24 protein-coding genes are annotated in these 24,002 nt (G+C 67.6%); 11 read left to right on the plus strand and 13 right to left on the minus strand.

Features of this window, described 5'->3' with window-relative positions:
- The first annotated feature begins 11 nt into the window (after positions 1–11).
- The 4 genes from ACXN5S_RS18600 (at position 12) to ACXN5S_RS18615 (ending at position 3,277) form a co-directional block, all read left to right on the plus strand.
- Positions 12–902, plus strand: coding sequence for a PfkB family carbohydrate kinase (locus ACXN5S_RS18600; RefSeq protein WP_458606978.1), 891 nt, complete (start codon positions 12–14; stop codon positions 900–902).
- The gene (locus ACXN5S_RS18605; RefSeq protein ID WP_458606979.1) at positions 899–1,810 is read left to right on the plus strand and encodes a pseudouridine-5'-phosphate glycosidase; all 912 of its coding nucleotides are present in this window, start codon (positions 899–901) and stop codon (positions 1,808–1,810) included. Before ACXN5S_RS18600 ends, ACXN5S_RS18605 begins: the two co-directional genes overlap by 4 nt.
- A gap of 81 nt (positions 1,811–1,891) precedes the next feature.
- Positions 1,892–2,653 carry a DUF502 domain-containing protein gene (locus ACXN5S_RS18610; RefSeq protein ID WP_458606980.1) on the plus strand — a complete coding sequence of 254 codons (762 nt, stop codon included), beginning with the start codon at positions 1,892–1,894 and terminating at the stop codon, positions 2,651–2,653.
- A gap of 6 nt (positions 2,654–2,659) precedes the next feature.
- A complete protein-coding gene (locus tag ACXN5S_RS18615) occupies positions 2,660–3,277 on the plus strand; it encodes a LysE/ArgO family amino acid transporter (RefSeq protein ID WP_458606981.1) in 618 nt (205 codons plus the stop codon).
- Between the two features lie 3 nt (positions 3,278–3,280).
- Here ACXN5S_RS18615 and ACXN5S_RS18620 read toward each other — a convergent pair whose 3' ends face one another.
- The 3 genes from ACXN5S_RS18620 to ACXN5S_RS18630 are packed head-to-tail and all read right to left on the minus strand — an operon-like array spanning position 3,281 to position 4,971.
- Complete coding sequence (locus ACXN5S_RS18620) at positions 3,281–3,784, minus strand: CAP domain-containing protein (protein ID WP_458606982.1); 504 nt, start codon at positions 3,782–3,784, stop codon at positions 3,281–3,283.
- A 48-nt stretch (positions 3,785–3,832) separates the two neighbouring features.
- On the minus strand, positions 3,833–4,153 hold the full coding sequence (locus ACXN5S_RS18625; RefSeq protein ID WP_458606983.1) for a hypothetical protein: 321 nt from the start codon (positions 4,151–4,153) through the stop codon (positions 3,833–3,835).
- Between the two features lie 44 nt (positions 4,154–4,197).
- Positions 4,198–4,971, minus strand: a complete 774-nt coding sequence (locus tag ACXN5S_RS18630) for a 3-hydroxybutyrate dehydrogenase (RefSeq protein ID WP_458606984.1) — start codon at positions 4,969–4,971, stop codon at positions 4,198–4,200.
- A gap of 368 nt (positions 4,972–5,339) precedes the next feature.
- Between ACXN5S_RS18630 and ACXN5S_RS18635 the strand changes: the two genes are divergently transcribed.
- Both ACXN5S_RS18635 and ACXN5S_RS18640 read left to right on the plus strand, forming a co-directional pair.
- Positions 5,340–7,169 carry an extracellular solute-binding protein gene (locus tag ACXN5S_RS18635; RefSeq protein ID WP_458606985.1) on the plus strand — a complete coding sequence of 610 codons (1,830 nt, stop codon included), beginning with the start codon at positions 5,340–5,342 and terminating at the stop codon, positions 7,167–7,169.
- A 97-nt stretch (positions 7,170–7,266) separates the two neighbouring features.
- Entirely contained in the window at positions 7,267–7,509 is a 243-nt protein-coding gene (locus ACXN5S_RS18640; RefSeq protein WP_458606986.1) for a hypothetical protein, read from the plus strand.
- Between the two features lie 131 nt (positions 7,510–7,640).
- Here ACXN5S_RS18640 and ACXN5S_RS18645 read toward each other — a convergent pair whose 3' ends face one another.
- Positions 7,641–8,264, minus strand: a complete 624-nt coding sequence (locus ACXN5S_RS18645) for a helix-turn-helix domain-containing protein (RefSeq protein ID WP_458606987.1) — start codon at positions 8,262–8,264, stop codon at positions 7,641–7,643.
- Between the two features lie 160 nt (positions 8,265–8,424).
- Between ACXN5S_RS18645 and ACXN5S_RS18650 the strand changes: the two genes are divergently transcribed.
- Together ACXN5S_RS18650 and ACXN5S_RS18655 are read left to right on the plus strand one after the other, a co-directional pair.
- The gene (locus tag ACXN5S_RS18650; protein ID WP_458606988.1) at positions 8,425–9,060 is read left to right on the plus strand and encodes a DsbA family oxidoreductase; all 636 of its coding nucleotides are present in this window, start codon (positions 8,425–8,427) and stop codon (positions 9,058–9,060) included.
- Positions 9,057–10,256, plus strand: a complete 1,200-nt coding sequence (locus ACXN5S_RS18655; protein ID WP_458606989.1) for an MFS transporter — start codon at positions 9,057–9,059, stop codon at positions 10,254–10,256. The genes ACXN5S_RS18650 and ACXN5S_RS18655 overlap by 4 nt, the downstream gene beginning before the upstream one ends.
- 194 nt (positions 10,257–10,450) lie before the next feature.
- On the opposite strand, the gene ACXN5S_RS18660 is transcribed toward ACXN5S_RS18655, so the two are convergent.
- From ACXN5S_RS18660 to sciP, 5 genes are all read right to left on the minus strand, one after another.
- Complete coding sequence (locus ACXN5S_RS18660) at positions 10,451–10,573, minus strand: hypothetical protein (protein ID WP_458606990.1); 123 nt, start codon at positions 10,571–10,573, stop codon at positions 10,451–10,453.
- Positions 10,574–10,670: 97 nt separating this feature from the next.
- Entirely contained in the window at positions 10,671–12,779 is a 2,109-nt protein-coding gene (recG, locus tag ACXN5S_RS18665) for an ATP-dependent DNA helicase RecG (protein WP_458606991.1), read from the minus strand.
- Positions 12,772–15,225, minus strand: coding sequence for an NAD-dependent DNA ligase LigA (ligA, locus tag ACXN5S_RS18670; RefSeq protein WP_458606992.1), 2,454 nt, complete (start codon positions 15,223–15,225; stop codon positions 12,772–12,774). The genes recG and ligA overlap by 8 nt, the downstream gene beginning before the upstream one ends.
- A gap of 274 nt (positions 15,226–15,499) precedes the next feature.
- Positions 15,500–16,213 carry a response regulator transcription factor CtrA gene (ctrA, locus tag ACXN5S_RS18675; RefSeq protein WP_458606993.1) on the minus strand — a complete coding sequence of 238 codons (714 nt, stop codon included), beginning with the start codon at positions 16,211–16,213 and terminating at the stop codon, positions 15,500–15,502.
- Between the two features lie 88 nt (positions 16,214–16,301).
- Positions 16,302–16,580 carry a CtrA inhibitor SciP gene (gene sciP, locus ACXN5S_RS18680; protein ID WP_458606994.1) on the minus strand — a complete coding sequence of 93 codons (279 nt, stop codon included), beginning with the start codon at positions 16,578–16,580 and terminating at the stop codon, positions 16,302–16,304.
- A gap of 125 nt (positions 16,581–16,705) precedes the next feature.
- Between sciP and mnmA the strand changes: the two genes are divergently transcribed.
- Positions 16,706–17,842 carry a tRNA 2-thiouridine(34) synthase MnmA gene (gene mnmA / locus ACXN5S_RS18685; RefSeq protein WP_458606995.1) on the plus strand — a complete coding sequence of 379 codons (1,137 nt, stop codon included), beginning with the start codon at positions 16,706–16,708 and terminating at the stop codon, positions 17,840–17,842.
- A gap of 102 nt (positions 17,843–17,944) precedes the next feature.
- Here the strand turns inward: mnmA and ACXN5S_RS18690 are convergent, their stop codons facing one another.
- Complete coding sequence (locus ACXN5S_RS18690) at positions 17,945–18,478, minus strand: RSP_2648 family PIN domain-containing protein (RefSeq protein ID WP_458606996.1); 534 nt, start codon at positions 18,476–18,478, stop codon at positions 17,945–17,947.
- Between the two features lie 2 nt (positions 18,479–18,480).
- Positions 18,481–19,683 carry an RSP_2647 family RNA methyltransferase gene (locus tag ACXN5S_RS18695; protein ID WP_458606997.1) on the minus strand — a complete coding sequence of 401 codons (1,203 nt, stop codon included), beginning with the start codon at positions 19,681–19,683 and terminating at the stop codon, positions 18,481–18,483.
- Positions 19,684–19,818: 135 nt separating this feature from the next.
- On the opposite strand from ACXN5S_RS18695, the gene edd reads away from it, so the two are divergent.
- Positions 19,819–21,621 carry a phosphogluconate dehydratase gene (gene edd / locus ACXN5S_RS18700; RefSeq protein ID WP_458606998.1) on the plus strand — a complete coding sequence of 601 codons (1,803 nt, stop codon included), beginning with the start codon at positions 19,819–19,821 and terminating at the stop codon, positions 21,619–21,621.
- Between the two features lie 54 nt (positions 21,622–21,675).
- Complete coding sequence (gene eda, locus ACXN5S_RS18705) at positions 21,676–22,317, plus strand: bifunctional 4-hydroxy-2-oxoglutarate aldolase/2-dehydro-3-deoxy-phosphogluconate aldolase (RefSeq protein WP_458606999.1); 642 nt, start codon at positions 21,676–21,678, stop codon at positions 22,315–22,317.
- Between the two features lie 50 nt (positions 22,318–22,367).
- On the opposite strand, the gene ACXN5S_RS18710 is transcribed toward eda, so the two are convergent.
- Complete coding sequence (locus tag ACXN5S_RS18710; protein ID WP_458607018.1) at positions 22,368–23,711, minus strand: DNA-packaging protein; 1,344 nt, start codon at positions 23,709–23,711, stop codon at positions 22,368–22,370.
- On the minus strand, positions 23,659–23,994 hold the full coding sequence (locus ACXN5S_RS18715; RefSeq protein WP_458607000.1) for a hypothetical protein: 336 nt from the start codon (positions 23,992–23,994) through the stop codon (positions 23,659–23,661). The genes ACXN5S_RS18710 and ACXN5S_RS18715 overlap by 53 nt, the downstream gene beginning before the upstream one ends.
- Positions 23,995–24,002: the final 8 nt, after the last annotated feature.

Here is a 24,002-nt window from a genome sequence, read left to right on the forward strand (position 1 = left end):
GCCACTTCAATATGACCCAGCCCGACATCCTCTGCATCGGCGCCGTCCTGTGGGACATCATCGGCCGCTCCGCCAGCCATATGAAGCTCGGCGCCGACGTGCCGGGCCGCATCACCCGTCTGCCGGGCGGCGTCGCCATGAACATCGCCATGACGCTTTCGCATTTCGGCCTGAAGCCCGCCGTGCTCACCGCCATCGGGCAAGACCCGGCGGGCGACGAGCTTGCCGAGCGGGCGCAGGAGCTGGGTGTCGAGACCGCCTTCGCCTACCGCTCCGCCGATCTGCCGACCGATATCTACATGGCCTGCGAGGGCGCCAACGGCCTCGTCGCCGCCATCGCCGATGCCCACAGCCTGGAGGCGGCGGGGGAGAAGATCCTCGCGCCGCTCTCCGACGGACGGCTCGGCAGCGAGGCCTCGCCCTGGCCCGGCCCCGTCGCGCTGGATGGCAACCTCACCGAAAGCCTGCTCGCCCGCATCGCGGCCTCGCCCCTGCTCTCTCGCGCCGATCTGCGCGTGGCGCCGGCCTCGCCCGGCAAGGCGCAGCGGCTTATGGCGCTCGTCGGGCACAGCTCGGCTTGTCTCTATGTGAACCTCGAAGAGGCCGGCCTGATCTGCCAGCAGGCCTTTTCCGACGCCGCCAGCGCCGCCGAGGGGCTGCGCGCCCGCGGCGTCGCCCGCGCCCTCGTCACCAATGGCGGGGATGAGGCGGCAGAGGCCAGCCCCGAGGGCACGCTGCGCCTCGCTCCGCCCGAAGTGCTCGTCACCCGCGTCACCGGGGCTGGCGATACCTTCATGGCGGCCCATATCGCCTCTGAACGCGCCGGCATGGCGCGCGAGGCTGCCTTCGCCCGCGCGCTCGGCGCTGCTGCAACCTACGTCTCCGGAGAAAACCCGCATTGATCCCGATTAACCACTCGCCCGAAGTCGCTGACGCCCTGTCGAGCGGCGCGCCCGTCGTCGCCCTTGAATCGACGATCATCACCCACGGCATGCCCTATCCGCAGAACATCGAGACAGCCCGCGCCGTTGAGGCCGAAGTGCGCAGCGGCGGCGCCGTTCCCGCCACGATGGCCGTTCTGGATGGCACGCTCCACGCGGGCCTGACCGACGATCAGCTCGGCGCGCTGGCCAACGCCAAGAACGTCGCCAAGCTCTCCCGCGCCGATCTGGCCGTGCATCTGGCTCGCGGCGGCACGGGTGCGACCACCGTCGCCGCCACGATGATCGCCGCGCGGCTCGCCGGCATCGAGGTGTTCGCCACCGGGGGCATCGGCGGCGTGCATCGTGGCGCGGAGCGGAGCTTCGACATCTCAGCCGACCTGCAGGAGCTGGCGAAGACAGCCGTCACCGTCGTCGCCGCCGGGCCGAAGGCGATCCTCGATCTGCCGAAGACGCTGGAGGTGCTGGAGACACTCGGCGTGCCCGTTATCGCCTACGGGCAGGAGGAGCTGCCGGCGTTCTGGTCGCGCGGCTCCGGCATCATGGCGCCGCTGCGCATGGACAACGCCGCCGAGATCGCCGCCGCTCACCGGATGCGCGCCACGCTCGGCCTGCCGGGCGGTCAGCTCGTGGCCAACCCGATCCCGGAGGCCGACGAAATCCCTGCCGAAGAGCTGCTGCCCGTGATCCTCGAAGCGCTCGGCGAGGCCGAGAACCAGAGAATCAACCGCAAGGCCGTGACGCCCTTCCTGCTGCAGCGCATCTTCGAGCTGACGAATGGCGCCTCTCTCACCGCCAATATCGCGCTGGTGAAGAACAATGCCCGGCTCGCTGCCGAGATTGCGGGCGAACTCAGCCGTTCACGCTGAATTTTCGGCCAGGGCCGGGGCTTACATTGCGGTAGCCCCGGCGGACCCTTAAGTTGGCGTGGGTCATCCAGAAGGCGCTAAATGTCCGATCAGCCAACGAAACCGCGATCCGGGCTGTTCAACCGGGTGAGGAACAACTTCCTCGCCGGCGTTGTCGTGATTGCGCCCATCGGCCTGACGGTCTGGCTGATCTGGACGGTGATCGGCTGGTTCGACGGCTGGGTGCTGCCCTTCGTGCCCAATGCCTGGACCCCGGAATCCATCGTCAACCGCGTGCTCGGCCATGTGAATGCCGCCGGCCAGGCCGACCCGACGCTGCCCGACTATGTGCATGTGAACATCCACGGCGTCGGCGTGGTGCTGTTCCTGATCTTCACCATCATCGTGGGTTGGGTCGCCAAGGGCCTGATCGGGCGCAGCTTTCTGGGCTGGGGCGAAAGCCTGGTCGACCGGATGCCCGTGGTTCGCTCGGTCTACAACGGCGTCAAGCAGATCGCGGAGACGGTCTTCGCGCAGACCGAAACGAGCTTCGACGAGGCGGTGCTGGTGGAATATCCGCGCCCCGGCATCTGGGCGATCGCCTTCATTTCGGTCGCCGCCAAGGGCGAGATCCGCAGCCATCTGGGCGAGGATGAAGACATCGTCACCGTCTTCCTGCCCACCACGCCGAACCCGACCTCGGGCTTTCTGCTCTTCGTGCCGCGGCGCGATGTGGTGCACCTTGAGATGACGGTAGAGGACGCCGCCAAGCTGGTGATCTCGGCCGGGCTTGTCTATCCGGCCGACCGCGAGCCCGAGGGCCGCGCTGCCATCCCCCTGCCCGTGCGCGGCCGCGCCAGCTAGGCTTTCGTGCTTGCCGCTGCCCTCACCGGTTTCGCCACCGGCTTCTCGCTGATCCTCGCCATCGGGGCGCAGAACGCGCTGGTGCTGCGTCAGGGGCTGCTGCGCACCCATGTGCTGCCGCTCGTGCTGTTCTGCGCGGTCTCGGATGCCGTGCTGATCAGCGCCGGCGTCGCGGGCTTCGGGGCGGCGACGAGCGCCCTGCCCTGGCTGCCGCGCGCCATGGCGCTGGCGGGGGCGGGATTTCTGATCGTCTACGGGGTGATGCGCTTCCGCGCCGCGCTCTGGCCCGATCAGGGCCTGGCGGCGAATGAGGCACCGGCGGTGCAGAGCCTAGGCCGGGTGCTGGCCATGGCCGCGGCCTTCACCTGGGCGAACCCGCATGTCTATCTCGACACGCTGGGGCTGATCGGCGCTGTCTCGCTGCAATTCGAAGGGGCGGCGCGGCTGGCCTATGGGGCCGGGGCTGTTGCCGCCTCCTTCGTGTTCTTCTTCGCGCTTGGCTACGGGGCGCGGCTGCTGGCACCGGTGATGCGCAGCCCCCGCGCCTGGGCCGTGTTCGACGGCCTGGTGGGGCTCGTCATGTGGGCCATCGCGGCCAAGCTGCTGGCGGAGTTCTGGCTCTAGCGGTCAGTCAGCCGGCGCAGCGAGCACCAGCACCCAGGTCCGGTCTTCCAGCCCCAGCCCGAATTCCTCGGCCTCGGGCGCCAGCATGTTCGAGCGGTGGCCGGGCGAGTTCATCCAGCCCTCAAGAACGGCTTCGTTGCTGTTGTACCCCGCGGCGAGGTTCTCGGCGGCCCAGGCATACTCGTAGCCCACGGCATCCAGCCGTTCGCCCAGCGTGCTGCCGTCGGGGCCGGTGTGCGAGATGTAGGTCGGCCCCTCGGCGCGCAGCACCTCGGCGTAATCGCCGGCGGCCTCGTTCAGAAGCGGATCGGCGGTGATGGCGCGGCGGCCATTGTCGGCGCGGATCGAGTTGATCGAGCCCTGGAACTGCTGGGTCGCCACCGGGGTGTCGCCCCCGCCCGAGCCGCCGCCGTTGCCGCCGGGCGGCGGGGTGGATGAGCCGCCGCCAGAGCCGGAGCTGCAGGCGGCGAGCGCGGCAAGAGCCGTGATGGAAAGGATCGTTTTCATTGTCTTCCTCCGGTTGTTGCACCTGCGGCAGACAAGAATTCTCAGCAATCAGCCGCTGATCAGCTCAGTCAAACAGGCAACATCGTCTTCTGCCACCGGCCGCACGTCGCCTCCGGCGGTGATGACTTGCTGGTTACCATCGGCGAGGATGACGATGGCGTAAAGGCCGCAGGACCCGCCGGGCACCTCCACCATCTGCGCGCCCTCGGGCAGCGTGATCTGCCCCTCAGTGCTTGTATCTTGGGCGATCGCGCTGCTGGCAGCAAAGGCGAAGGCCAGGGCGAAAGCGGATTTTGCTAAAGTCTTCATGAGGTTTTCCTCCTGCTCGTTTCCCGCGAGCTTGGATCGGAGATGGCGGGGCCTGTCCACGCACTTTTGGGTCAGGCCCGCCGATGGGTGAGATTTCGCCGACGTCAGAGCGCCGTCCAGCCCCCGTCGACAGAGATGGTCGTGCCGGTGATCTGGCGCGCCGCGTCGGAGCACAGGAACACCGCCGTGCCACCGATCTCTTCCACCGTCGCGAATTCCTTCGAGGGTTGCCGGTCGAGCATCACCTCGCGGATCACCGTCTCGCGGTCCATCCCATGGGTCTTCATCTGGTCGGGGATTTGCGCCTCGATGAGCGGGGTCAGCACATAGCCGGGGCAGATGGCATTGGCAGTGATGCCCTGCCCCGCCACCTCAAGCGCGACCGTCTTGGTAAGGCCGACGATACCGTGCTTGGCGGCAACATAGGCCGCCTTGTAGGGCGAGGCTGTCAGCCCGTGGGCGGAGGCGATGTTGATGACGCGGCCCCATCCACGCTCTTTCATGCCGGGCAGCGCCATGGCTGTGGTGTGGAAGGCACTGGAAAGATTGATGGCGAGGATCGCGTCCCACTTGGCGGTGGGAAACTCCTCCAGCTTGGCGACATGCTGGATGCCGGCGTTGTTCACCAGAATATCGCAGCCGCCCGCGGCCTCGACGAGGGCCCGCGCCTCTTCGCCATTCGAAAGATCGGCCTTGATGTAGCGCACCGGCGCACCCGTCTCGCTCGCTAGCTTTTCGGCCAGCGCGTGGTCTTCGTCGCTGTCGGTGAAGGAGTTCAGCACAACCTCGGCGCCAGCGCGGGCCAGTTCGGTGGCGACGCCAAGCCCGATGCCGGAGTTGGAGCCGGTAATAATGGCGCGTTTGCCTTTCAGGGACATGGGCGAAGCCTCCTCGCGAGTCGTTGCGGCACCGAGCATAGAGACGGGCGCCGGCAATGACAGGCCCTCGGACGCACTGCGGGGTGCCAGATTCGCCGGGAGATTCGCGGCGGAGGGAATCACGAAAAAGAGAGCGGGAGGCAGGCCTGCGCGGCACTGTGTGCAATGCACGGGGCCCCAAGAAAAAAACGCCCGCACAAGGCGGGCGTTAAGTTATTGAGGCAGGTTTCATACAGGCAAGAAACCTATCGAGCAGTACGGACTTTATAGGCAATCTCGCGCCGCTCTCCAAGCTAAAAGTTTGTAATCAAAGGAGGGCGCCCGTAGGCTTCCGATAAACAACCTCTGGAACCGGGGAGCGAGTGGACATGAAGCACGGGCAGATTTTCGCAACTTTGAAGGCGGGTGCCGTTGGCGCCGGTCTGGCTGTTGTGGCCAGCAGCGCCGCAGCAGAGCCGACCTACGGCATATCCATGTATGGCGAGCCGGCTTTGCCACAGGATTTTGTGTCTCTGCCGTATGCAGATGCCGATGCGCCGACTGGCGGCACGCTTGTGGAGGCGACCGTCGGCAGCTTCGACTCGCTGAACCCCTGGGTGCGCAAGGGCAATGTGCCGTGGCAATTGCGCTACGTGATCGGCGAAAGCCTCATGGGCCGCACGCTGGATGAGCCATTTACCCTTTACGGCGTTCTCGCCGAATCCGTAGAGACCGGGCCGAATCGCGAATGGGTCGAGTTCACGCTCAATCCCGCCGCCGAATTCCAGGACGGCTCGCCGGTCACCGTCGAAGACGTGATCTGGTCGTTCGAGACGCTGGGGACAGAGGGCCATGGCCGCTACGCCGGCTTCTGGTCTGCCGTCGACAGCATCGAACAGACCGGCGAAGGCAAGGTGCGCATCACCTTCAACGAAGACAATCCCGAGCTGGCCCTGCTGGCGGGCCTGCGCCCGATCCTGAAGAAGGCGCAGTGGGAAGGCGTGGATTTCGCCGAGACCGGCGGCACCGACATCGTGCCCATCGTCTCCTCCCCCTATATCATCGGTGATTTCGAGGCGGGTCGTTACCTCGAGCTCGAGCGCAACCCCGATTACTGGGGCTGGGACATTCCGTTCCGGCGCGGCACCTACAACCTCGACAGCTACCGCATCGAGTTCTTCGGGGACGAGACCGCCGCGTTCGAGGCCTTCAAGACTGGCGAAGTCACCTTCACCCGTGAGTTCAACGTCGCCCGTTGGGAAAGCAACTACGACTTCCCGCGCGTCGAGAATGGCGAGGTCACCAAGGAAACCTTCACCCATTCGCGCCCCTCGGGGATGACGGGTTTCGTCATGAACACCCGCCGCGAGCCGTTCGAAGACTGGCGCGTGCGCCAGGCGATGATCGAGGCGTGGAACTTCGAGTTCATCAACGAAGCGATGACCGGTGACCAGCAGCCGCGCATCGCCTCGTACTTCTCTAATTCGCCGCTCGGCATGGAGCCGGGAACGCCAGCCGAGGGCATGGTGCTCGACCTGCTGCAGCCATATGCGGATGACCTGCTCCCCGGCGCGATCGAAGGCTACGCCCTGCCCGTCTCTGACGGCAGCGAGCGCAACCGGGCCGGGCTTGGCCGCGCGCTGGAGCTGATGCAGGAGGCCGGCTACACCGTCGAGAACGGCGTGATGACGACCCCTGAGGGCGAGCCCTTCACCTTCGAGATCCTCACCCAGACGGGCGCGACCGAGCAGCAGGCCATGGTCGACATCTTCGAGCAGTCGCTCGACGGCCTAGGCATCGACGTGAACGTCGTGCAGGCCGACAGCGCCCAGTTCACCGAGCGCACGCAGGAATATGATTTCGATATGACCTACTACCGGGTCGGCCTGTCGCTTTCGCCGGGCAACGAGCAGTATCTCTACTTCGGCTCCGAGCAGGCCGAGACGGGCGGGCGCAACGCCATGGGCGTCGCCTCGCCCGCGGTCGATGCGATGATCGATGCGCTGCTCAATGCCGAAAGCCAGGATGGGTTCTATGCCGCCGCCAAGGCGCTGGACCGGGCGCTGATGGCCGGGCGCTACGTGATCCCGATCTATCAGTGGAACAACACGTATATCGCCTACAATTCCGAGCTGCATCACCCCGAGCACATCCCGCTCTTCGGTGACTGGCCGGGCTGGCTGCCCGACGTGTGGTATGCTGACGCGGAGGCCGAATAAGCCTCTTTACGTCGCCTTCAAAAATTGAGACCGAAGATGGAACCGGGAGCACACTCCCGGTTTCTTCTTTTTCAAACTGGCAGCAAGCGGAACCCCGATGAACTGGACACGCATCGAAGAGAACTGGCAGGCCGCTCTTCCCTTCATTCTGGCCCGGTGGTCGGACATGGAGGAAGAGACGCTCGAAGAGATGGACGGCGACGAGGCGGGGTTTCTGAAGTATCTCGCCGAGGTCGAAGGGCTGGACGAGGCCGAGGCCGAAGACGAGCTGGCCGACTTCCTTGAGAACATGGACGAGCGCGAGATCGGCGGCGAGCTGGAAGACCCCGAAGACGAGTAGGCGATTTCCATATGGAAATCGCGAGCGGAAACCATATGGTTTCCGCTCCCTCCCTCAGCAATCAGCGCCCCCGAATTTCGCGCGAAATTCGTCACGGAAATCGCGCGATTTCCGTGCGCTGAGCGGCGAGGTCAGTCGAGAGAGGTCACCCAGAGGATCGTCGCATCCTCCGGGCTGACAGAGACCACGTTGTGCCCCATCGAAGCGTCATAGTAGGCGCTGTCGCCGCGCTTCATCTCCACCGGCTCGTAGAACTCGGTGAAAAGCCGGATCACCCCGGTCAGCACGTAGAGAAATTCCTCGCCGTCGTGCCGCACCCAGCCGTCGAACTCTTCCATACGCCGCGCCCGCACGCGCGCCCGGTAGGGCAGCATTTTCTTGCGGGTCATCGCGCCAGAGAGCAGCTCGTGCTCATAGGTCGCCGTCGGGTGGCTCACCCCCTCGCCCGCACGGGTCATCGCCATGCGCCCCGTCACCTGGCCGCGTGAGGGTGCGGTGAAGAGCTGGGGCACGGAGATCTGCAACCCCGTCGCCAGCTTCTTCAGCGCGTCATAGGTCGGCGACATCTGGCCGTTCTCGATTTTCGAGAGGGTCGAGCGGGCGAGGCCGGCCTGGCTGGCGGCCTGTTCCAGCGTCCAGCCCTGGGCCTTGCGCAGCTCGCGCACCCGCGCGCCCAAGTCGAGCGGCGTGACCGGGTCCTCCCCGCCGCCCTCGCGCGCCAGGCGCAGGATCGAGCCGTTCTCTTCAAGTGCCATGGCGGGCGTTATAGGCTGCGCGCCGCGCCAGAGGCAATGGCGGCCCCTGCCAAGGTGCCGCATTGGACAGCGCCGCGCCCCGCCCTTAAGTAGGCCTCAACGCCCTGCGCCTGCGCGGCGCATCGCCCCGAGACATGTGCAATAAACGAAAGGCCGCCCCATGGTTCGGCTCGACATCTTTTCCGACCCCATCTGCCCCTGGTGCTATATCGGAAAGACCAATCTCTTCAATGCGCTGGAAGGCCGGATTAATCCGTTCGAGATCACCTGGCGCCCCTTCCAGCTCAACCCCGACATGCCCCGCGAAGGCGCAGACCGGCGCAGCTATCTGGAAGGCAAGATGGGCAAGGAGGGTGCCGAGCGCGCCAATGCCATGCTCGCAGAGCATGCTGCCAAGGCCGGGCTGACGATCGATTTCAACAAGATCGGCCGCGTGCCCAACACGCTCGATGCGCACCGCCTGATCCACTGGGCCACGCTGGAGCAGCGGGCGACGCCCGTCGTCTCTGCGCTGATGCAGGCCTATTGGCAGGATGGCCTCGACATCAGCGACCATGAGGTGCTCGCCGATGTCGCCGCCCGCTGCGAGATGGATCGCGACATGGTGCTGCGGCTGCTCGCCAGCGATGCCGACCTCGCCGAGGTTCGTGACCTCGATGTGCAGGCCCGCGGCATGGGTGTGAGCGCCGTGCCGACCTTCATCGTGGCAGAGCAGCATGTCGTGCCTGGCGCGCAGCCGGCCGAGCTTTGGGCCAAGGTGATCGAGGAGATCGAAGAGCAGGGCGCCGGGGCGTGACAACCTCGTCCACGCCGGCGCGGCCGGCCATGGGCCGGTTCGAATTCATTGCGCTGATGGCGGCGCTGACGGCGACGGTTGCCCTTTCCGTCGATTCCATGCTGCCCGCCCTGCCCTATATCGCCGAGACGCTGACGCCCGGCGAGCCGAACCGCGCGCAGCTGATCGTCACCTTCTTCCTCTTCGGTATGGGCGTCGGCACCTTCTTCGCCGGGCCGATCTCGGATTCCATCGGTCGCAAGCGCGCCATGCTGATCGGCGCCGCGCTCTACCTCATCGGCGCCGCCCTCTCGACGATGTCGCATTCGCTCGGCTGGATGCTGGCGGCCCGCGTGCTGCAGGGCATCGGGGCCGCCGCCCCCCGCGTGATCGCGCTCGCCTGCGTGCGCGACCGGTACGAGGGCAACGAGATGGCACGCCTGCTGTCTTTCGTGATGATGATCTTCGCGCTGCTGACAGCACTGGCCCCGCTGCTCGGCACCGCCATCCTCTTCCTGGCAGATTGGCGCGGCATCTTCGCATTTCTCGCGGTGTTCTCGCTCGTGACCATGGTGTGGATGGTCAGCCGGCTGGAAGAGACCCTGCCGGAGGGGCGCCGCAGCCAGCTGCGCCTCTCACCCCTGAAGATCGCCTTTCTGGAGGTCGTTCGCAATTCCGTCGCCCGGCGCTCCGCGATCCTGCAAGCACTGATCTACGCGATGCTCTTCGCAACGCTTGCCTCTGTGCAGCAGCTCTTCGATGTCGCCTTCGACCGGGGCGCGGGCTTCCCGCTCTGGTTCGGCGGCGTCGCCGTCATCGCCTCGACCGGCGGGCCGATCAACGCGCGCTTTGTCGAGCGGATCGGCATGGGCGGCGCGGTGCGGTTGATGATGGTGGTGCAGATCGTGCTGGTCGCCGTGATGCTGGCCGGCTGGGTCTGGGCGCCAGAGGCGCTGCACTTCCCGCTTTTCTATCTCTGGCTCATCAGCATCTTCTTCCAGATGGGCTTCTGCATGGGCAACCTCAACGCGCTCGCCCTGCAGCCGCTCGGCCATGTCGCCGGCATGGCGGCTTCGCTGATGACAGCCTTCGGCACCGTTGCCGCCACGCTGGTAGCCGGGCCGATCGGGCTGGCCTTCAACGGCACGCCCGTGCCGCTGGGAATCGGCGTGCTGGTGCTGGCCCTGACTGCCCGGATCATCGCGCAGAAGCTCTGACGCGAAAGCTCTGACGACACCCCTGCCCTAAAGAAAAAACCGCCGCTGCCCGGGCAGGGGGCAGCGGCGGCAGGCAGGCGATGTCATGGGGACAGAAAGACCCAAGCCGGACAGGGGCCCGAAGAGGCAGCTTCAGGCAGGTGCGAGGCAGCGCACCGGGCCCGGGCTTTCACAAAATCATCGCCAGGCAGAGATCAGGACACTCCCCCGAGGGTGAGGGCCGCGAATAGGATGGCGAACAGGCTCACGGCGCCGGCGGCTTCCCCCAGCCAGCTTTCGTCTGCCCGGGTAATCAGTTGCTTGATGCGCTGCGCCATGCTGGCCTCCATCCTCTGATGGAGTAGAGTTCCCACATTGTTCTCATTCTGTAAAGAACTTTGTGAGAACATTCGCGAACAAACGAGCAAATCGCTGTTAACCAACACCTAACAGCCGGATGGCGCGGTCTTGTTCCAGCAACCATAGCAGGGTGCGGGCCGCCTCTCCGCGCGGTGTTTCGAGCTTTGGGTCGCGGGCGAGAAGGGCACGGGCGTCGTCCTGCGCGAGCTTCATCAGCGCGCCCTGCCGCTCTGGATCGGCGATGCGAAAACGAGGAACGCCCGATTGCGCGGTGCCGATGAGGTCGCCATAGCCGCGGATCGCCAGATCCTCTTCGGCGATGCGAAAGCCGTCCTCGCTCTGGCGCAGGATCTCCAGCCGCCTCCGGGCCGTCTCGCTCAGCGGGGCGCGGTAGAGCAGCAGGCAGGTGGACTCGGCCTCGCCCCTGCCGACGCGGCCGCGCAGCTGATGGAGCTGGGCAAGGCCGAAGCTCTCGGCCCGCTCGATCACCATGATCGAGGCATTGGGCACATCCACACCCACCTCGATCACCGTCGTCGCCACCAGCAGCCCTGTCTCGCCGGCGGCGAAGCGAGCCATGGCGGCGTCTTTCTCTGCCGGGGGGAGTTGCCCATGCACCAGCCCCACGCGCCCCTCCCCCAGCCGCGCCCGCAGCCAGGTGAAGCGCTGCTCTGCCGCGACGAGGTCTGAGGTCTCGCTCTCCTCCACCAGCGGGCAAACCCAGTAGACCTGCCGGCCCTCATCAAGCGCGCCCTTCAGCCGCTCCAGCACCTCATCGAGCCGCCCGGTGGAGACGAGCGCCGTGGTGATCGGCTTGCGCCCCGGCGGCTTCTCATCGAGCACCGAGACATCCATGTCGCCGTATTGTGCCAGAGCCAGGCTGCGGGGGATCGGCGTTGCCGTCATCACCAGCATATCGGCGGCGCGGCCCTTGGCGCCCAGCTCCATCCGCTCGCGCACGCCGAAGCGATGCTGCTCGTCGACCACGGCAAGGCGCAGGTCGCGAAACTCGACGCCCGCCTGGAAGATCGCATGGGTGCCGACGAGGATGTCGATGCGCCCCTCAGCGAGGGCGGAGAGCTTGGCGGCGCGGGCGGCACCCGTGTCGCGTCCCGTCAGCAGCTCCATCCGCACGCCCGCCGTCATCGCCAGCGGCGCAAGGCCAGCGGCATGCTGGCGGGCGAGGATCTCCGTCGGGGCCATCAGCGCTCCCTGCCCGCCCGATTCCACCGCGTTGAGCAGCGCCATCAGCGCCACCAGCGTCTTGCCGGCGCCGACATCGCCCTGCAGCAGCCGGTTCATCCGCTGCGGCGCGGCCATGTCGGCGGCGATCTCCTCGCCGGCCCGCATCTGGGCACCGGTCGGCTTGTAGGGCAGCGCGGCGAGGATCTTCTCGCGCAGCCGGCCGTCGCCGCTGGAGGGGCGGCCCTTGCCGCGGCGGGCATTCGCGCGGGCGAGGGCCAGCGTCATCTGATGAGCGAAGAACTCGTCGTAAGCCAGCCGCCGCCGCGCCGGATCGGCCGGGTCGAGCGCCTGGGCCCCAACCGGAGCATGCGCGCTTTGCAGCGCCGCGCGCCAGGCGGGCCACCCCTCGCGCGCCACCAGCCCCTCATCGGCCCATTCGGCGAGGTCCGGCGCCATCCCCAGCGCCGAGCGGCTGGCGCGGAACATCAGCTTCTGCGTGATGCCGTGCACAAGTGGGTAGACCGGCTCGTAGGGCGGAATGCTCTCGGCCGCGCGGGGCGAGACAATATGGTCGGGATGCACCATGCGCGCCACCCCGTCGTAGAGCTCCAGCTTACCGGAGACGACGCGGGTCTCGCCCGGCGGCAGCTGCCGGGCCAGCCAGCCGCTGCCGGCATGGAAGAAGACGAGATGAAAGCTCGTCTCTTCATCCTCGACATCGACGATATGGGGCCGACCCTTCACGCGCGGGGCATGGTGCAGGCCGATGCGCACCTGCACGGTCGCCGTCCCGGGCAGGGCCAAGCCCTTGATCGTGCGCCGCATCTGCCGGTCGATGCCGGTATGCGGCAGGGTGTAGAGCATGTCCTTCGGCTTCTCGATGCCGGCGGGCGCGAGCAGGGCGGCGGTCTTGTCGCCGATGCCGTCGAGCTTGGTGAGGCTGGCGAACAGCGGCCAGAGCAGCTCTGGCCGGCCTTTGGCGCGCGGCGGCTCAGCCATCGCCGATCAGCGCCAGCCAGCCATCTTCATCGATGGTCTCCACGCCCAGCTCGGCCGCCTTCTTGGCCTTCGAGCCGGCGCCGGGGCCGGCGACGAGCAGGTCGGTCTTCGCCGAGACCGAGCCGGCCACCTTGGCGCCCAGGCTCTCGGCCCGGGCCTTGGCCTCGGCGCGGGTCATCTTCTCCAGCGTGCCGGTGAAGACGACCGTTTTGCCCGCGACGGGGCTGTCGCTCGCGGGTTTCTCGGCGGCGGTGATTTCCTCAAGGGCGCCCGCCAGCCGGTCGATCGAGCCGCGCTCGTCGCTATTGGCGAAGGCGTCGGAGAGCGACAGCGCCAGCACGGGGCCGATGCCATCGGTGCCGACCAGCTCGTCCCAGGCGGCGCGGGCCTCGACCGGGGCAGCCGCCTCTGCCGCGGCCTTGTCGCGCGCCTCGGTCAGCCGGGCACGCCGACCTTCCTCCGCCGCGGCCTGCCGCTCGGCCCGTTCGGCCTCGTCGGCGGCGCGGTGCGCTAGCGCGGCGGGGCGGGAGAGATCCATCGCCCGCTCAAGCGCGGTCCAGGTGCTGTAGTGGCGGGCGAGATCGCTGGCTGCCACTTCACCGACATGCCGGATGCCGAGGCCGAAGATCAGGCGGGCCAGCTCTATCGTCCGCCGCTCTTCGATGGCGGCGAAGAGGTTGGCGGCGCTCTTCGCACCCCAGCCCTTGGTCTTGGAGAGTGGCCGGGTCGACAGGCGCTGCACGGCCTCGGCCACGCCAGCCAGGCTCTCCTCCATCACAGGCTCGCCGAGGGGGGCGAGGATGGTGCGGTAGCGCTCGATCACCGCCGCCTCGGGTGCGGGTTCGGTACTGCTGGCGACCTGGCGCGTGAGGCTCTCGGTGATGTCGGCGACCGCCTTGTCGCTGTCGCGCGCCTCCAGCGTGAAGATGTCCGCCGGTTCGCGGATCCAGCCGAGGGCGAAGAACTGCTCGACCTGCCGGGCGCCGAGACCCTCGATGTCGAAGGCGGCGCGGCTGACGAAATGGCGCATCTTCTCCACAGCCTGCGCCGGGCAGATGAGGCCGCCGGTGCAGCGCCGTATGGCGTCGCCCGGCTCGCGCACGGCGGGCGAGCCGCATTCGGGGCAGGTCTCGGGGAATTGGTAGGGCTCGGCGCCCTCCGGGCGCTTGGCCAGATCGACATCGGCGATCTTGGGGATGACGTCGCCGGCGCGGTACACCTGCACCCGATCGCCGATTCGGATGTCCTTGCCGCCCCGGATCTCCTCGCCAGAGGAGGCGCGGCCGGCGATGTAATCCTCATTGTGAAGCGTCGCGTTGGAGACGGTGACGCCGCCCACGGTGACCGGGGCGAGCCGCGCCACGGGAGAGAGCGCGCCGGTGCGGCCGACCTGGATGTCGATGGCCCCCAGCGTCGTCCAGGCCAGCTCGGCGGGGAACTTGTGGGCAATGGCCCAGCGGGGCGTGGTGGAGCGGTAGCCGAGCCGCGCCTGCAGGGCGAGATCGTTGAGCTTGTAGACGACACCGTCGATGTCATAGCCCAGATCGGGCCGCGCGGTGGTGAGGTGCTCGTAGGTGGCGAGCATCTCCTTCTGCCCGGCGCAAAGGCGCGTCTCGGGGTTGGTCTGAAAGCCGAGGGCAGCGAGCCGCTCAATGGCCTGCATCTGCGTCTCGGCCAGCGGCTCAGACGTGACGCCCCAGGCATAGGCGAAGTAGCGGAGCGGCCGGCTGGCGGTGATGGAGACGTCGAGCTGGCGGAGGGAGCCCGCGGCGGCGTTGCGCGGGTTGGCGAGGGTCTTGGCGCCGGCCTCGGCCAGGCGGGCGTTGAGGGCGGCGAAATCGTCGTGCGCGATATAGACCTCGCCGCGCACTTCCAGCACGTCCGGCGCACCGGTCAGACTTTCCGGGATGTCGGCGATCGTCCGGGCATTCTCGGTGACGTTCTCGCCCGTGGTGCCGTCGCCGCGGGTGGCGGCATAGACGAGGGCGCCCTGCTCGTAGCGGAGCGACAGTGAGAGGCCGTCGATCTTCGGCTCGGCCGTATACGCCAGCGGCGGGGCGTCGCCCGCGAGGCCCAGGTAGCGGCGGATGCCGCGGTCGAAATCGGCGATGTCCTCGGCCTCGAAGGCATTGGCCAGCGAGAGCATGGGGCGCTCGTGGCGGATCTTGCCGAAGCCTTCAGAGGGGGCAGCGCCCACCTGCTCGCTGGGGGAATCCGGGCGCTTGAGGCCCGGGAAGGCAGCCTCGATATCGGCATTGCGGCGCTTCAGCCGGTCATATTCGGCATCGTCGATCACCGGGTCGTCGGCGCCGTGATAGGCGTCGTTCGCCTCGGCGAGCCGGGCGGCGAGGCGCGCGAGCTCTGCCTCGGCGGCCTCTGGCGTCAGCTCATCCACGGCGACATCGGCCGCTTTTGCCGTTTCGGGCGCATCGCTCGCTTTGCTCATGGGCCCTCCGCCGGCTGGCGCCTGGCGCGCCCCTGGCCAAGGTCTAAAACGGGGCAAGGGAGGCGTCCAGCCTTGGCGGCGGCGATGGCCGGGCTGTAGTCGCTGGCGGCAATACCGCGTGATGTTGCCCCGCTGACCGAGATGGAAATGGCACCAGATCGCCCGGCCTGGCTGCGCCCCGCCTGGAGCGGCCGCGTGCCTTCTGGCACCTCCGGCTGGGGGCCCCCGCCCCGCCGGCCCCGCGCCAGAACTGGCGCAGGCATCGGGATATGGCTCAGGCGCCGATGGCGACCTGCGATTGCGCTGACGCAGGATCGGGATCGCGCAGAACATATCCGCGGCCCCAGACCGTCTCGATATGGTTCTCGCCGCCGGTTGCCTGGCTGAGCTTCTTGCGGAGCTTGCAGATGAAGACGTCGATGATCTTCAGCTCGGGCTCGTCCATGCCGCCATAAAGATGGTTCAGAAACATCTCTTTGGTCAGCGTCGTGCCCTTGCGCAGCGAAAGCAGCTCGAACATCTGATATTCCTTGCCGGTCAGATGCACGGGCTGGCCATCGACATCCACCGATTTGCCATCGAGGTTCACGGTGATCTTGCCGGTCTTGATGACCGACTGCGCGTGGCCCTTGCTGCGGCGGATGATGGCATGGATGCGCGCGATCAGCTCTTCGCGGTGGAAGGGCTTGGTCAGGTAATCATCCGCGCCAAAGCCGAAGCTCTTCAGCTTGCTTTCTGTTGCATCATCCCCAGTGAGCACCAGAATAGGCGTATCGACCCGGCTGACGCGAAGCTGGCGAAGCACCTCGTGGCCCGTCATGTCCGGAAGGTTCAGATCCAGAAGGATCAGATCGTAATCGTAGAGCTTCGCCAGATCGATGCCCTCTTCGCCCATGTCCGTGGCATAGACATTGAGGTTGGCGTGGGTGAGCATCAGTTCGATGCTCTTAGATGTGGTAGGATCGTCTTCAACCAGCAGCACTCGCATGCAACCCTCCGTGATACAGCAGCGTTCGGAGCTTAACCAGAATATGGTTAACGCGACGTTACTGTAGGATTGCCAATCGGTCGACCATTTATGTTTTGCGAAACCGCTTGAGCGCGGTTGCTTTCAGGGCGACTTCGCCATGGCGGGCGACGGCATTGATCCAGCTATCGAACTCGTCGTCCGACAGGCTGTAATCCTCGAGCGCTGTCTCGCGCGAGATCAGGCCGTGAGTCACAGCCTTTACGACCGCGGCCTTTCGCGAGGCCACCCAGCGCCGGGTCTCGGGTGGCGGAAGATCCGCCCTCGACATATAGCTGCCATCAGGCAGCTGGACGGCCCTTGGGCCCTCCACCTTGCGCAAATACATATCTCACCCCTCCGTGGATCGTTTGCACGCGCAGACTCCGTGGCGGATATTAACGGGTCGTAAATCATGAGGTTGTAGATACGGAGGATTTTCCTATATTTCCGGCCAATATCAAGGATCAATCCATGCCGCTTGAGACACCTCTCAACGCGCTCGGTCTGCCGGGCGCACCCGCTTCTACCCGCGTCGTAGTCGCCATGTCCGGCGGCGTCGACAGCTCTGTCGTGGCTGCGATGCTGGCCGAGCAGGGCTTCGATGTCGTCGGCGTCACGCTGCAGCTCTACGACCACGGGGCGGCGCTGGCCAAGAAGGGCGCCTGCTGTGCCGGGCGCGACATTCACGATGCGCGCCGCGTAGCGGAAACGATGAGTTTCCCGCATTACGTGCTCGATTACGAGAACATGTTCCGCGAGGCAGTGATTGACGAATTCGCCGAGAGCTATCTCGGCGGCGCCACGCCGGTGCCCTGCATCCGCTGCAACGAACGTGTGAAATTTCAAGACCTTCTGGGCACTGCGAAGGACCTGGAGGCCGAATGCATGGCCACCGGCCATTACATCCGCCGCCTCGAAGGGCCGAATGGGCCCGAGCTGCACATGGCCGCCGACCCGGCGCGCGACCAGAGCTATTTCCTGTTCTCGACGACCAAGGAACAGCTCGCCTACCTGCGATTCCCGCTCGGCCATCTGAAGAGCAAAAGCGAAACGCGCGAGCTCGCGCAGCGCTACGGGCTGGGTGTGGCCGACAAGCCGGACAGCCAGGATATCTGCTTCGTGCCCGATGGCGATTACGCCAAGCTGATCCAGAAGATCCGCCCCGGCTCCGCCCAGCCGGGCGAGATCGTGCATGCCGACGGCCGTGTTCTTGGCACTCATGAAGGGGTGATTCACTATACAATTGGTCAACGCCGCGGGCTCGGCATCGGCGGATTGTCTGAACCACTTTATGTAATTCGTCTGGATGTTGATCGCCGCGAAGTGGTCGTCGGCCCGCGGGAGATGCTGGCCGTGCGACGCATTCCGCTCAAAGAGGTCAACTGGCTGGGCGATGGCGCCTTCACCGACCAGGGCGAATATCACGTGCGCGTCCGCGTGCGCTCGACGAAGCCGCCGGTGGATGCGGTGGTGCGACCGACCGGCCCGCGCGAGGCCGAGGTCGAACTGGCCCTCGCCGAAGAGGGCGTGAGCCCGGGCCAGGCCTGCGTCTTTTACGCCGGCGAAGGCACGCGGGTGTTCGGCGGCGGGTGGATCACCCGGGGCTAACGCGGCGAGGCTTAGGATAGCGGTAACAAGGGTTAATGGCCGGTGCTTCAGGGCGCCGGCAATTAACCATGTCTTAGCTGGACAGCGGGGCGGGCCCCAGCCCTAGGTCAGCGCCTTGCCCAGTCGCGGCATCCGGGCCTTCTTCATGAGGGGCCGCATCTCCCACGCCTCGCCGGAGAGATCGCGCGCCTCGGCCAGCACTTTCTCGGCGACGGGGCGCAGGCGCTCTGGGTCTGCCTCGAAGAAGCCCAGCAGCAGCGCATCGGGGTCGGCGCGGGACAGGCCCTCTTCCGCCAGCAGCCCGCGGGGGAAATCCTTGGCGTTCGATGTGACGATCATGTCGGCCGAGCTGGCGATGGCGGCGGCAAGCACATGCACATCCGCCGGGTCGGGCAGCCAGAGCCGCCGCTCAAGCTCGGCCTGCCAGCTCACGCGGGCGCGGGGGAAGGCCGCATTGGCTGCGGCGATCTCGCCGCGGGCGAAGACCTCCTGCCCCTTGCGGGCGGCGGCGCGGGCCCATTCCTCTTCGATGCGGGGCGACCAGCGCGGCTCGAACAGGCCCGCGCCGGCCGCGCCCAGTAGCATCCGCTGCATGACGGTGGGGTAGAGCACGCAGGCGTCGAGAACGGCGCGCATCTTTACAGGCGGAAGGTCACGGTCTTCAGATAGCCGCTCTCGGCCAGCTGAGGCACCTGCGGATGGTCGGGCCCGGCAAAGCCGGTGTGCACGATCGGCCCGCGCCGCCCGGCCTTGCCGATGCCGCGGGCACTGGCGGCGCGGAAGTTCGCCAGATCGGCGGCGTGGCTGCACGAGCAGCACATCAGGTAGCCGCCCTCGGCCACCAGCGGCGCCGCGAGCCGTGCGACGCGCTCGTAGGCACGCAGGCCCTTGTCGAGCGCCGCCTTATTGGGCGCGAAGGCCGGCGGGTCACAGACGACGAGGTCGAAGCGCTCACCCTCGGCGGCCAGCGCCTCCATCACCGCGAAGGCCTCGCCCTGGCGGGTGCTGAAGCGGGCGGCACTGCCACTGGCCTCGGCCCCCTGCCCGGCCAGCGCCAGCGCAGTGGCGGAGCTGTCGACGGCCAGCGCACTCTGGGCGCCGGCAGCGAGCGCCGCGATGGAGAAGCCGCCCACATGGGCGAAGACATCCAGCACGCGGCCGCCCTTCGCCAGCCCGGCGGCGAAGGCATGGTTGGGCCGCTGGTCGAAGAAGAGGCCGGTTTTCTGCCCCTCCATCAGGTCGGCCATATAGGTGGCGCCGTTCATCGGCACGGGCAGCGGGCCGCTGGGCGCCTCGCCCACCAGCATTGCCGTCTCTTCCTGCAACCCCTCCAGCGCCCGGCCGCGGGAGGTGCCGTTCTTCAGCACCGCCGTCACGCCGGTGACCTCCACCAGAGCTGCGGCGATCTCCTCCGCCATCGTCTCGGCCCAGGCCGCGTTCGGCTGCATGACGGCGATATCGCCGAAGCGGTCGATGATCAGGCCCGGCAGCCGGTCGGCCTCGGCATGCACCAGCCGGTAATAGGGCGTGTCATAGAGCCGCGCGCGATGCGCCAGGGCCTCCCCCAGCCGGGCGCGCAGCCAGGCCGGGCCAATCTCGGCGGCGGGGTCACTGTCCATCACCCGGGCCGCGATGCGCGAGGCGGGGTTTACCGTGACCAGCGCCATGGGCCGGCGCTCGGCATCTTCGAGCACAGCGAATGTGCCGGGCGCCAGATTTTTGGCCCGTCTGTCCAGAACCAGCTCATTGGAATAGACCCAAGGGAACCCGTGGCGGATGGCGCGCGCTTCCGCCTTGGGCATCAGGCGCACGGTGGGATAGATGGAGGTCAAATCACTCATGCGCCCTCCTATCCCGGCCCGCTCGCGGGCGAAAGCCGCGGCAAATGGGCTCAGGTTGCTTGTTAGCGCTAACGCCTGCTGATAGACAGCGAACCAACAGACACTGACGCCATCAGACCCGGAAAGGCCGCCCCCATGCCGCTCCATCCCAAGCTCATCGAGATCACCGACCGTATTCGCGCCCGCTCTGAAGGGCCGCGCAGCAGCTACCTGTCGCGGCTGGAGGCGGCGCGCGCGGCGGGGCCGAACCGGGGTCATCTGGCCTGCGGCAACCAGGCCCATGCCTATGCGGCGATGGGAGACGACAAGGGCTCGCTGGCCGAGGGTAAGGCGCCGAACATCGGCATTATCACCAGCTACAACGACATGCTCTCGGCGCATCAGCCGTTCGAGACTTTCCCGCAGGTGATCCGCGATGCGGCCCGCCGCGTGGGGGCGACGGCGCAGGTCTCGGGCGGCGTGCCCGCGATGTGCGACGGCGTCACGCAAGGCCAGACGGGCATGGAGCTGTCGCTGTTCAGCCGTGATGTCATCGCCATGGCCGCTGCCGTGGGCCTCAGCCACAACACCTACGACGCCGCGCTCTACCTCGGCGTCTGCGACAAGATCGTGCCGGGCCTCATCATCGCCGCCGCAAGCTTTGGCCATCTGCCGGGCGTGTTCATCCCCGCCGGGCCGATGACCTCCGGCCTGCCGAATGACGAGAAGGCCGCCGTGCGCAACCGCTTCGCCACCGGCGACGCCACCCGCGAAGAGCTGATGGCCGCCGAGATGGCCAGCTACCACGGCCCGGGCACCTGCACCTTCTACGGCACCGCCAATACCAACCAGATGCTCATGGAGTTCATGGGGCTGCACCTGCCGGGGGCGAGCTTCGTCAACCCGAACACCCCGCTTCGCGAGGCGCTGACGGTGGCCGGCGTCGAACGGGCAGCGGAGATCACCGCGCTGGGCAACGATTACCGCCCCGTCGGGCAGATCCTCGACGAGCGCACCTTCGTGAACGGCATCGTTGGGCTGATGGCGACGGGCGGCTCGACGAACCTCGTCCTGCACCTGCCCGCCATGGCGCGGGCCGCGGGCGTGATCCTCGACATCGAGGATTTCGCCGATATCTCGGCCATCGTGCCGCTGATGGCGAAGGTCTACCCGAACGGTCTGGCCGACGTGAATCACTTCCACGCCGCCGGCGGGCTGCAATACATGATCGGCCAGCTGCTTGAGGCCGGCCTGCTGCATGACGACACCGAGACGGTCGCAGGCACGGGGCTGGAGCATTACACCCGCGAGCCGAAGCTGGTGGACGGCAAGCTGGAATACCGCGAGGGCGATGGCGTGACGCAGAATGACAAGATCCTGCGCCCCATCAGCGACCCCTTCGCCAAAACCGGGGGCCTTGCGCAGCTGAACGGCAATATCGGCCGCGCTGTCATCAAGGTTTCCGCCGTCGCGCCAGAGCGGCGGATGGTGCAGGCGAAGGCCCGCGTCTTCCACGACCAGGAGAGCGTCAAGGCCGCCTTCCGCGCCGGGGAGTTCACCGAAGACACCATCGTCGTCGTCCGCTACCAGGGGCCGAAGGCGAACGGCATGCCGGAGCTGCACTCGCTGACCCCCACCCTCTCTGTCCTGCAGGACCGGGGCCTTAAGGTCGCGCTGGTGACCGACGGGCGGATGTCCGGCGCGTCGGGCAAGGTGCCGGCGGCGATCCATGTCTCGCCCGAGGCCGCGCATGGCGGGCCGATCGGGCTGATCCGCGACGGCGACCTGATGCGGCTCGATGCCGAGGCCGGCGTGCTGGAGGTGCTGGCCGATCTGTCGGGCCGAGAGGCGGAGCCGGTGGATCTGTCGGCCAATGACACCGGGCTCGGCCGCGACCTCTTCGAGGTGTTCCGCCAGAATGTCGGCCTTGCCACCGCCGGTGCGAGCGCCCTGCTCTAAGCCCTTCCGCCGGCGCCCCCGCGCGCTGGCCCCCTTTGCCGGAGACCCAAGCCGATGACCCCCGAACACGCCTCTGAACTCACCGCCAAAACCTGCCAGCTCGCCCCCGTCGTGCCGGTGCTGGTGCTCGACGATGCCTCGAAAGCCGAGGGCCTGGCCCGCGCGCTCATCGCCGGCGGCCTGCCGGCGCTGGAGGTGACGTTGCGCACCCCCGCCGCGCTGGAAGCCATTGCCGAGATGGCGAAGGTCGAGGGCGGCGTTGTCGGCGCCGGTACTCTTCTGACGGCGGAAGATGTGGAGAAGGCCAAGAAGGCCGGCGCCAGCTTCGGTGTCTCGCCCGGCTCCACCAAGCGGCTGCTGGAGGCCTGCGAGGCCAATGACCTGCCGCTGCTGCCCGGCGTCGCCACGGCGACCGAGGCGATGGCGCTGCTGGAGCGCGGCTACAAGACGATGAAGTTCTTCCCGGCCGAGGCTATCGGCGGCGCCAAGGCGCTGGGCTCGCTGGCCTCGCCGCTGCCCCAGATCCGCTTCTGCCCGACGGGCGGGATCAACCTCAAGAACGCGCCGGAGTACCTGGCCCTGTCCAACACGCTCTGCGTCGGCGGCTCCTGGGTGGCGCCGAAGGGCATGATCGAGAGCGAGGATTGGGCGGGGATCGAGGCGCTGGCGGCCGAAGCCGCCGCCCTGCCCCGCTAAGCCACCCGCTAGACGTATCGCGGCGCCGGTTCCCCCGGCGCCGCCCCTCCTCACAGGGCCCGCAGCCGCGGACGACGCCACATGGCGGCCGGCACGAGGATCGCCTCGGTCAGCGCCCAGACCAGCGCATCCACCCGGTCGGGCGAGCCGCGCCCCTCGAAGCCCGTGCGGGTCATCAGCGCCATCTGGTCTTCCAGCGCGCTCAGCCCCGTCACATGCCGCACCCGGCCCTGCTCGTAGAGCGCGGCGACCGGCTCTGCCCGGGCCGATTTGCCGGCCTGGGCGCGGACAGCGCGGTATGGCACCAGCGGGTCGATCTGGCGCAGCACCGTCTCCACCAGCTGGCCGCCCTGGTTGACCTCTGCCACCAGCCGCTCGGCCCCGTGCCGCTCGCGCGCGGCGATGGCGGCTTTGGCCCAGTCGAACGGTGAGGCGCCGGCGAGCGAGGCATCCTCCAGCACATAGGCCCGCCACTCCTGCGGAGGGCCCTGCGTGACGGCGCCGACGACGACGATGCCGCATTCATCCGAGCCGGCATGCGACGTGACCGGCGGGTCGATGGCCACGACGATCCGGTCGAGCTTCGGCACGTCATCGGTGCGCGCCGCCTCGATCAGGGCCGAGGGCCAGAGCGCGCCCTCCGCCTCGGCCAGCATCTGGCCCTCGATCTCTTCGCGGCCCCGGCGCGTGCCTGCGTAGCGGCGCTGCACCTCCTCCATGAACCCTGCCGCGAGATTGGCGCGGTTGGCCATGGTGGGCGCATGGGTGCGGCAGGTGCTCGGCTGGGCGAGCAGACTTTTCAGGGCGGCGGAGTTGCGCGGCGTGGTGGTGACGCAGACGCGCGGGTCGTCGCCGAGGCGCAGGCAGAATTGCAGCATGTCCCACGCCTCCTCGCCCTTCTTCCACTTGGCGAGCTCATCCACCCAGGCCACATCGAATTGCGGGCCCCGCAGCGCCTCGGGCTCATGCGCCGAGTAGAGCCGCGCCTCTGCCCCGTTCGGCCAGCGCAGCATGCGCCGCGTCGCGATCCAGTCGGGCCGCCGGTCAGGCGGCGAGCAGGCCATTATGCCGCTTTCGCCGAACACCATGATCTCGCGCGCCTGGTCGATGGTCTCTCCTACCAGCGCCACGCGCCGCGCCTTGCCGGGGCTGTCGGGCCTGGCACCCTCGACCATACTGCGCACCCATTCGGCGCCGGCGCGCGTTTTGCCCGCGCCGCGGCCGCCGAGGATCACCCATGAGCGCCAGTCGCCCTCGGGCGGCAGCTGATGCTCCATCGCCCAGAAGTCGAAGAGCCATGGCAGGGCGCGCAGCTCTTCGGCGCTGAGGCTGTCGAGAAACTCAGCCTGGGCCTCCGCAGGACCGGAGGCGAGCCAGCCGGCAGCCGATCTGATGGCGGATATCGGCGAGATCGAGCTCGCCTCCGGTTGCAAGCCCAGATTGCTTTGCGTGCCAGTCATTGTACTTCGCCTCTACGTCAAACGCGCGGCGCACCGCGTCAAAAAGCTTCTCGACTTCCGCTTTGGCCTCGCCGGCGGCGGCGGCATTGCCGGTCTCGATCTCTGCGAGAAGGGTGGCGAGCCGGCTGCGGGCCGAGCCCAGAAGGGTCACGGCGTCGGCCAGCTCTTTGGCGACGCCCCCTTCCGGTTGAAGGGGGGGTGGAATCCTGTTGGTCATCTGCTGCC

The sequence above is a fragment of the Pseudoroseicyclus sp. H15 genome (assembly GCF_054353345.1).

What these genes read in the sequence shown, in the direction of transcription:
- ACXN5S_RS18660 (WP_458606990.1), bottom strand. Translation starts at nt 10,573, where the DNA reads ATGGCGCAGCGCATCAAGCAACTGATTACCCGGGCAGACGAAAGCTGG.
- sciP (WP_458606994.1), bottom strand. Translation starts at nt 16,580, where the DNA reads ATGTATTTGCGCAAGGTGGAGGGCCCAAGGGCCGTCCAGCTGCCTGAT.
- mnmA (WP_458606995.1), top strand. Translation starts at nt 16,706, where the DNA reads ATGCCGCTTGAGACACCTCTCAACGCGCTCGGTCTGCCGGGCGCACCC.
- edd (WP_458606998.1), top strand. Translation starts at nt 19,819, where the DNA reads ATGCCGCTCCATCCCAAGCTCATCGAGATCACCGACCGTATTCGCGCC.
- ACXN5S_RS18640 (WP_458606986.1), top strand. Translation starts at nt 7,267, where the DNA reads ATGAACTGGACACGCATCGAAGAGAACTGGCAGGCCGCTCTTCCCTTC.
- ACXN5S_RS18690 (WP_458606996.1), bottom strand. Translation starts at nt 18,478, where the DNA reads ATGCGCGCCGTTCTCGACGCCTGCGTGCTCTACCCCACCGTCATGCAG.
- ACXN5S_RS18600 (WP_458606978.1), top strand. Translation starts at nt 12, where the DNA reads ATGACCCAGCCCGACATCCTCTGCATCGGCGCCGTCCTGTGGGACATC.
- ctrA (WP_458606993.1), bottom strand. Translation starts at nt 16,213, where the DNA reads ATGCGAGTGCTGCTGGTTGAAGACGATCCTACCACATCTAAGAGCATC.
- ACXN5S_RS18645 (WP_458606987.1), bottom strand. Translation starts at nt 8,264, where the DNA reads ATGGCACTTGAAGAGAACGGCTCGATCCTGCGCCTGGCGCGCGAGGGC.
- ACXN5S_RS18650 (WP_458606988.1), top strand. Translation starts at nt 8,425, where the DNA reads ATGGTTCGGCTCGACATCTTTTCCGACCCCATCTGCCCCTGGTGCTAT.
- ACXN5S_RS18630 (WP_458606984.1), bottom strand. Translation starts at nt 4,971, where the DNA reads ATGTCCCTGAAAGGCAAACGCGCCATTATTACCGGCTCCAACTCCGGC.
- ACXN5S_RS18715 (WP_458607000.1), bottom strand. Translation starts at nt 23,994, where the DNA reads ATGACCAACAGGATTCCACCCCCCCTTCAACCGGAAGGGGGCGTCGCC.
- recG (WP_458606991.1), bottom strand. Translation starts at nt 12,779, where the DNA reads ATGGCTGAGCCGCCGCGCGCCAAAGGCCGGCCAGAGCTGCTCTGGCCG.
- ACXN5S_RS18695 (WP_458606997.1), bottom strand. Translation starts at nt 19,683, where the DNA reads ATGAGTGATTTGACCTCCATCTATCCCACCGTGCGCCTGATGCCCAAG.
- ACXN5S_RS18620 (WP_458606982.1), bottom strand. Translation starts at nt 3,784, where the DNA reads ATGAAAACGATCCTTTCCATCACGGCTCTTGCCGCGCTCGCCGCCTGC.
- ACXN5S_RS18610 (WP_458606980.1), top strand. Translation starts at nt 1,892, where the DNA reads ATGTCCGATCAGCCAACGAAACCGCGATCCGGGCTGTTCAACCGGGTG.
- eda (WP_458606999.1), top strand. Translation starts at nt 21,676, where the DNA reads ATGACCCCCGAACACGCCTCTGAACTCACCGCCAAAACCTGCCAGCTC.
- ACXN5S_RS18635 (WP_458606985.1), top strand. Translation starts at nt 5,340, where the DNA reads ATGAAGCACGGGCAGATTTTCGCAACTTTGAAGGCGGGTGCCGTTGGC.
- ligA (WP_458606992.1), bottom strand. Translation starts at nt 15,225, where the DNA reads ATGAGCAAAGCGAGCGATGCGCCCGAAACGGCAAAAGCGGCCGATGTC.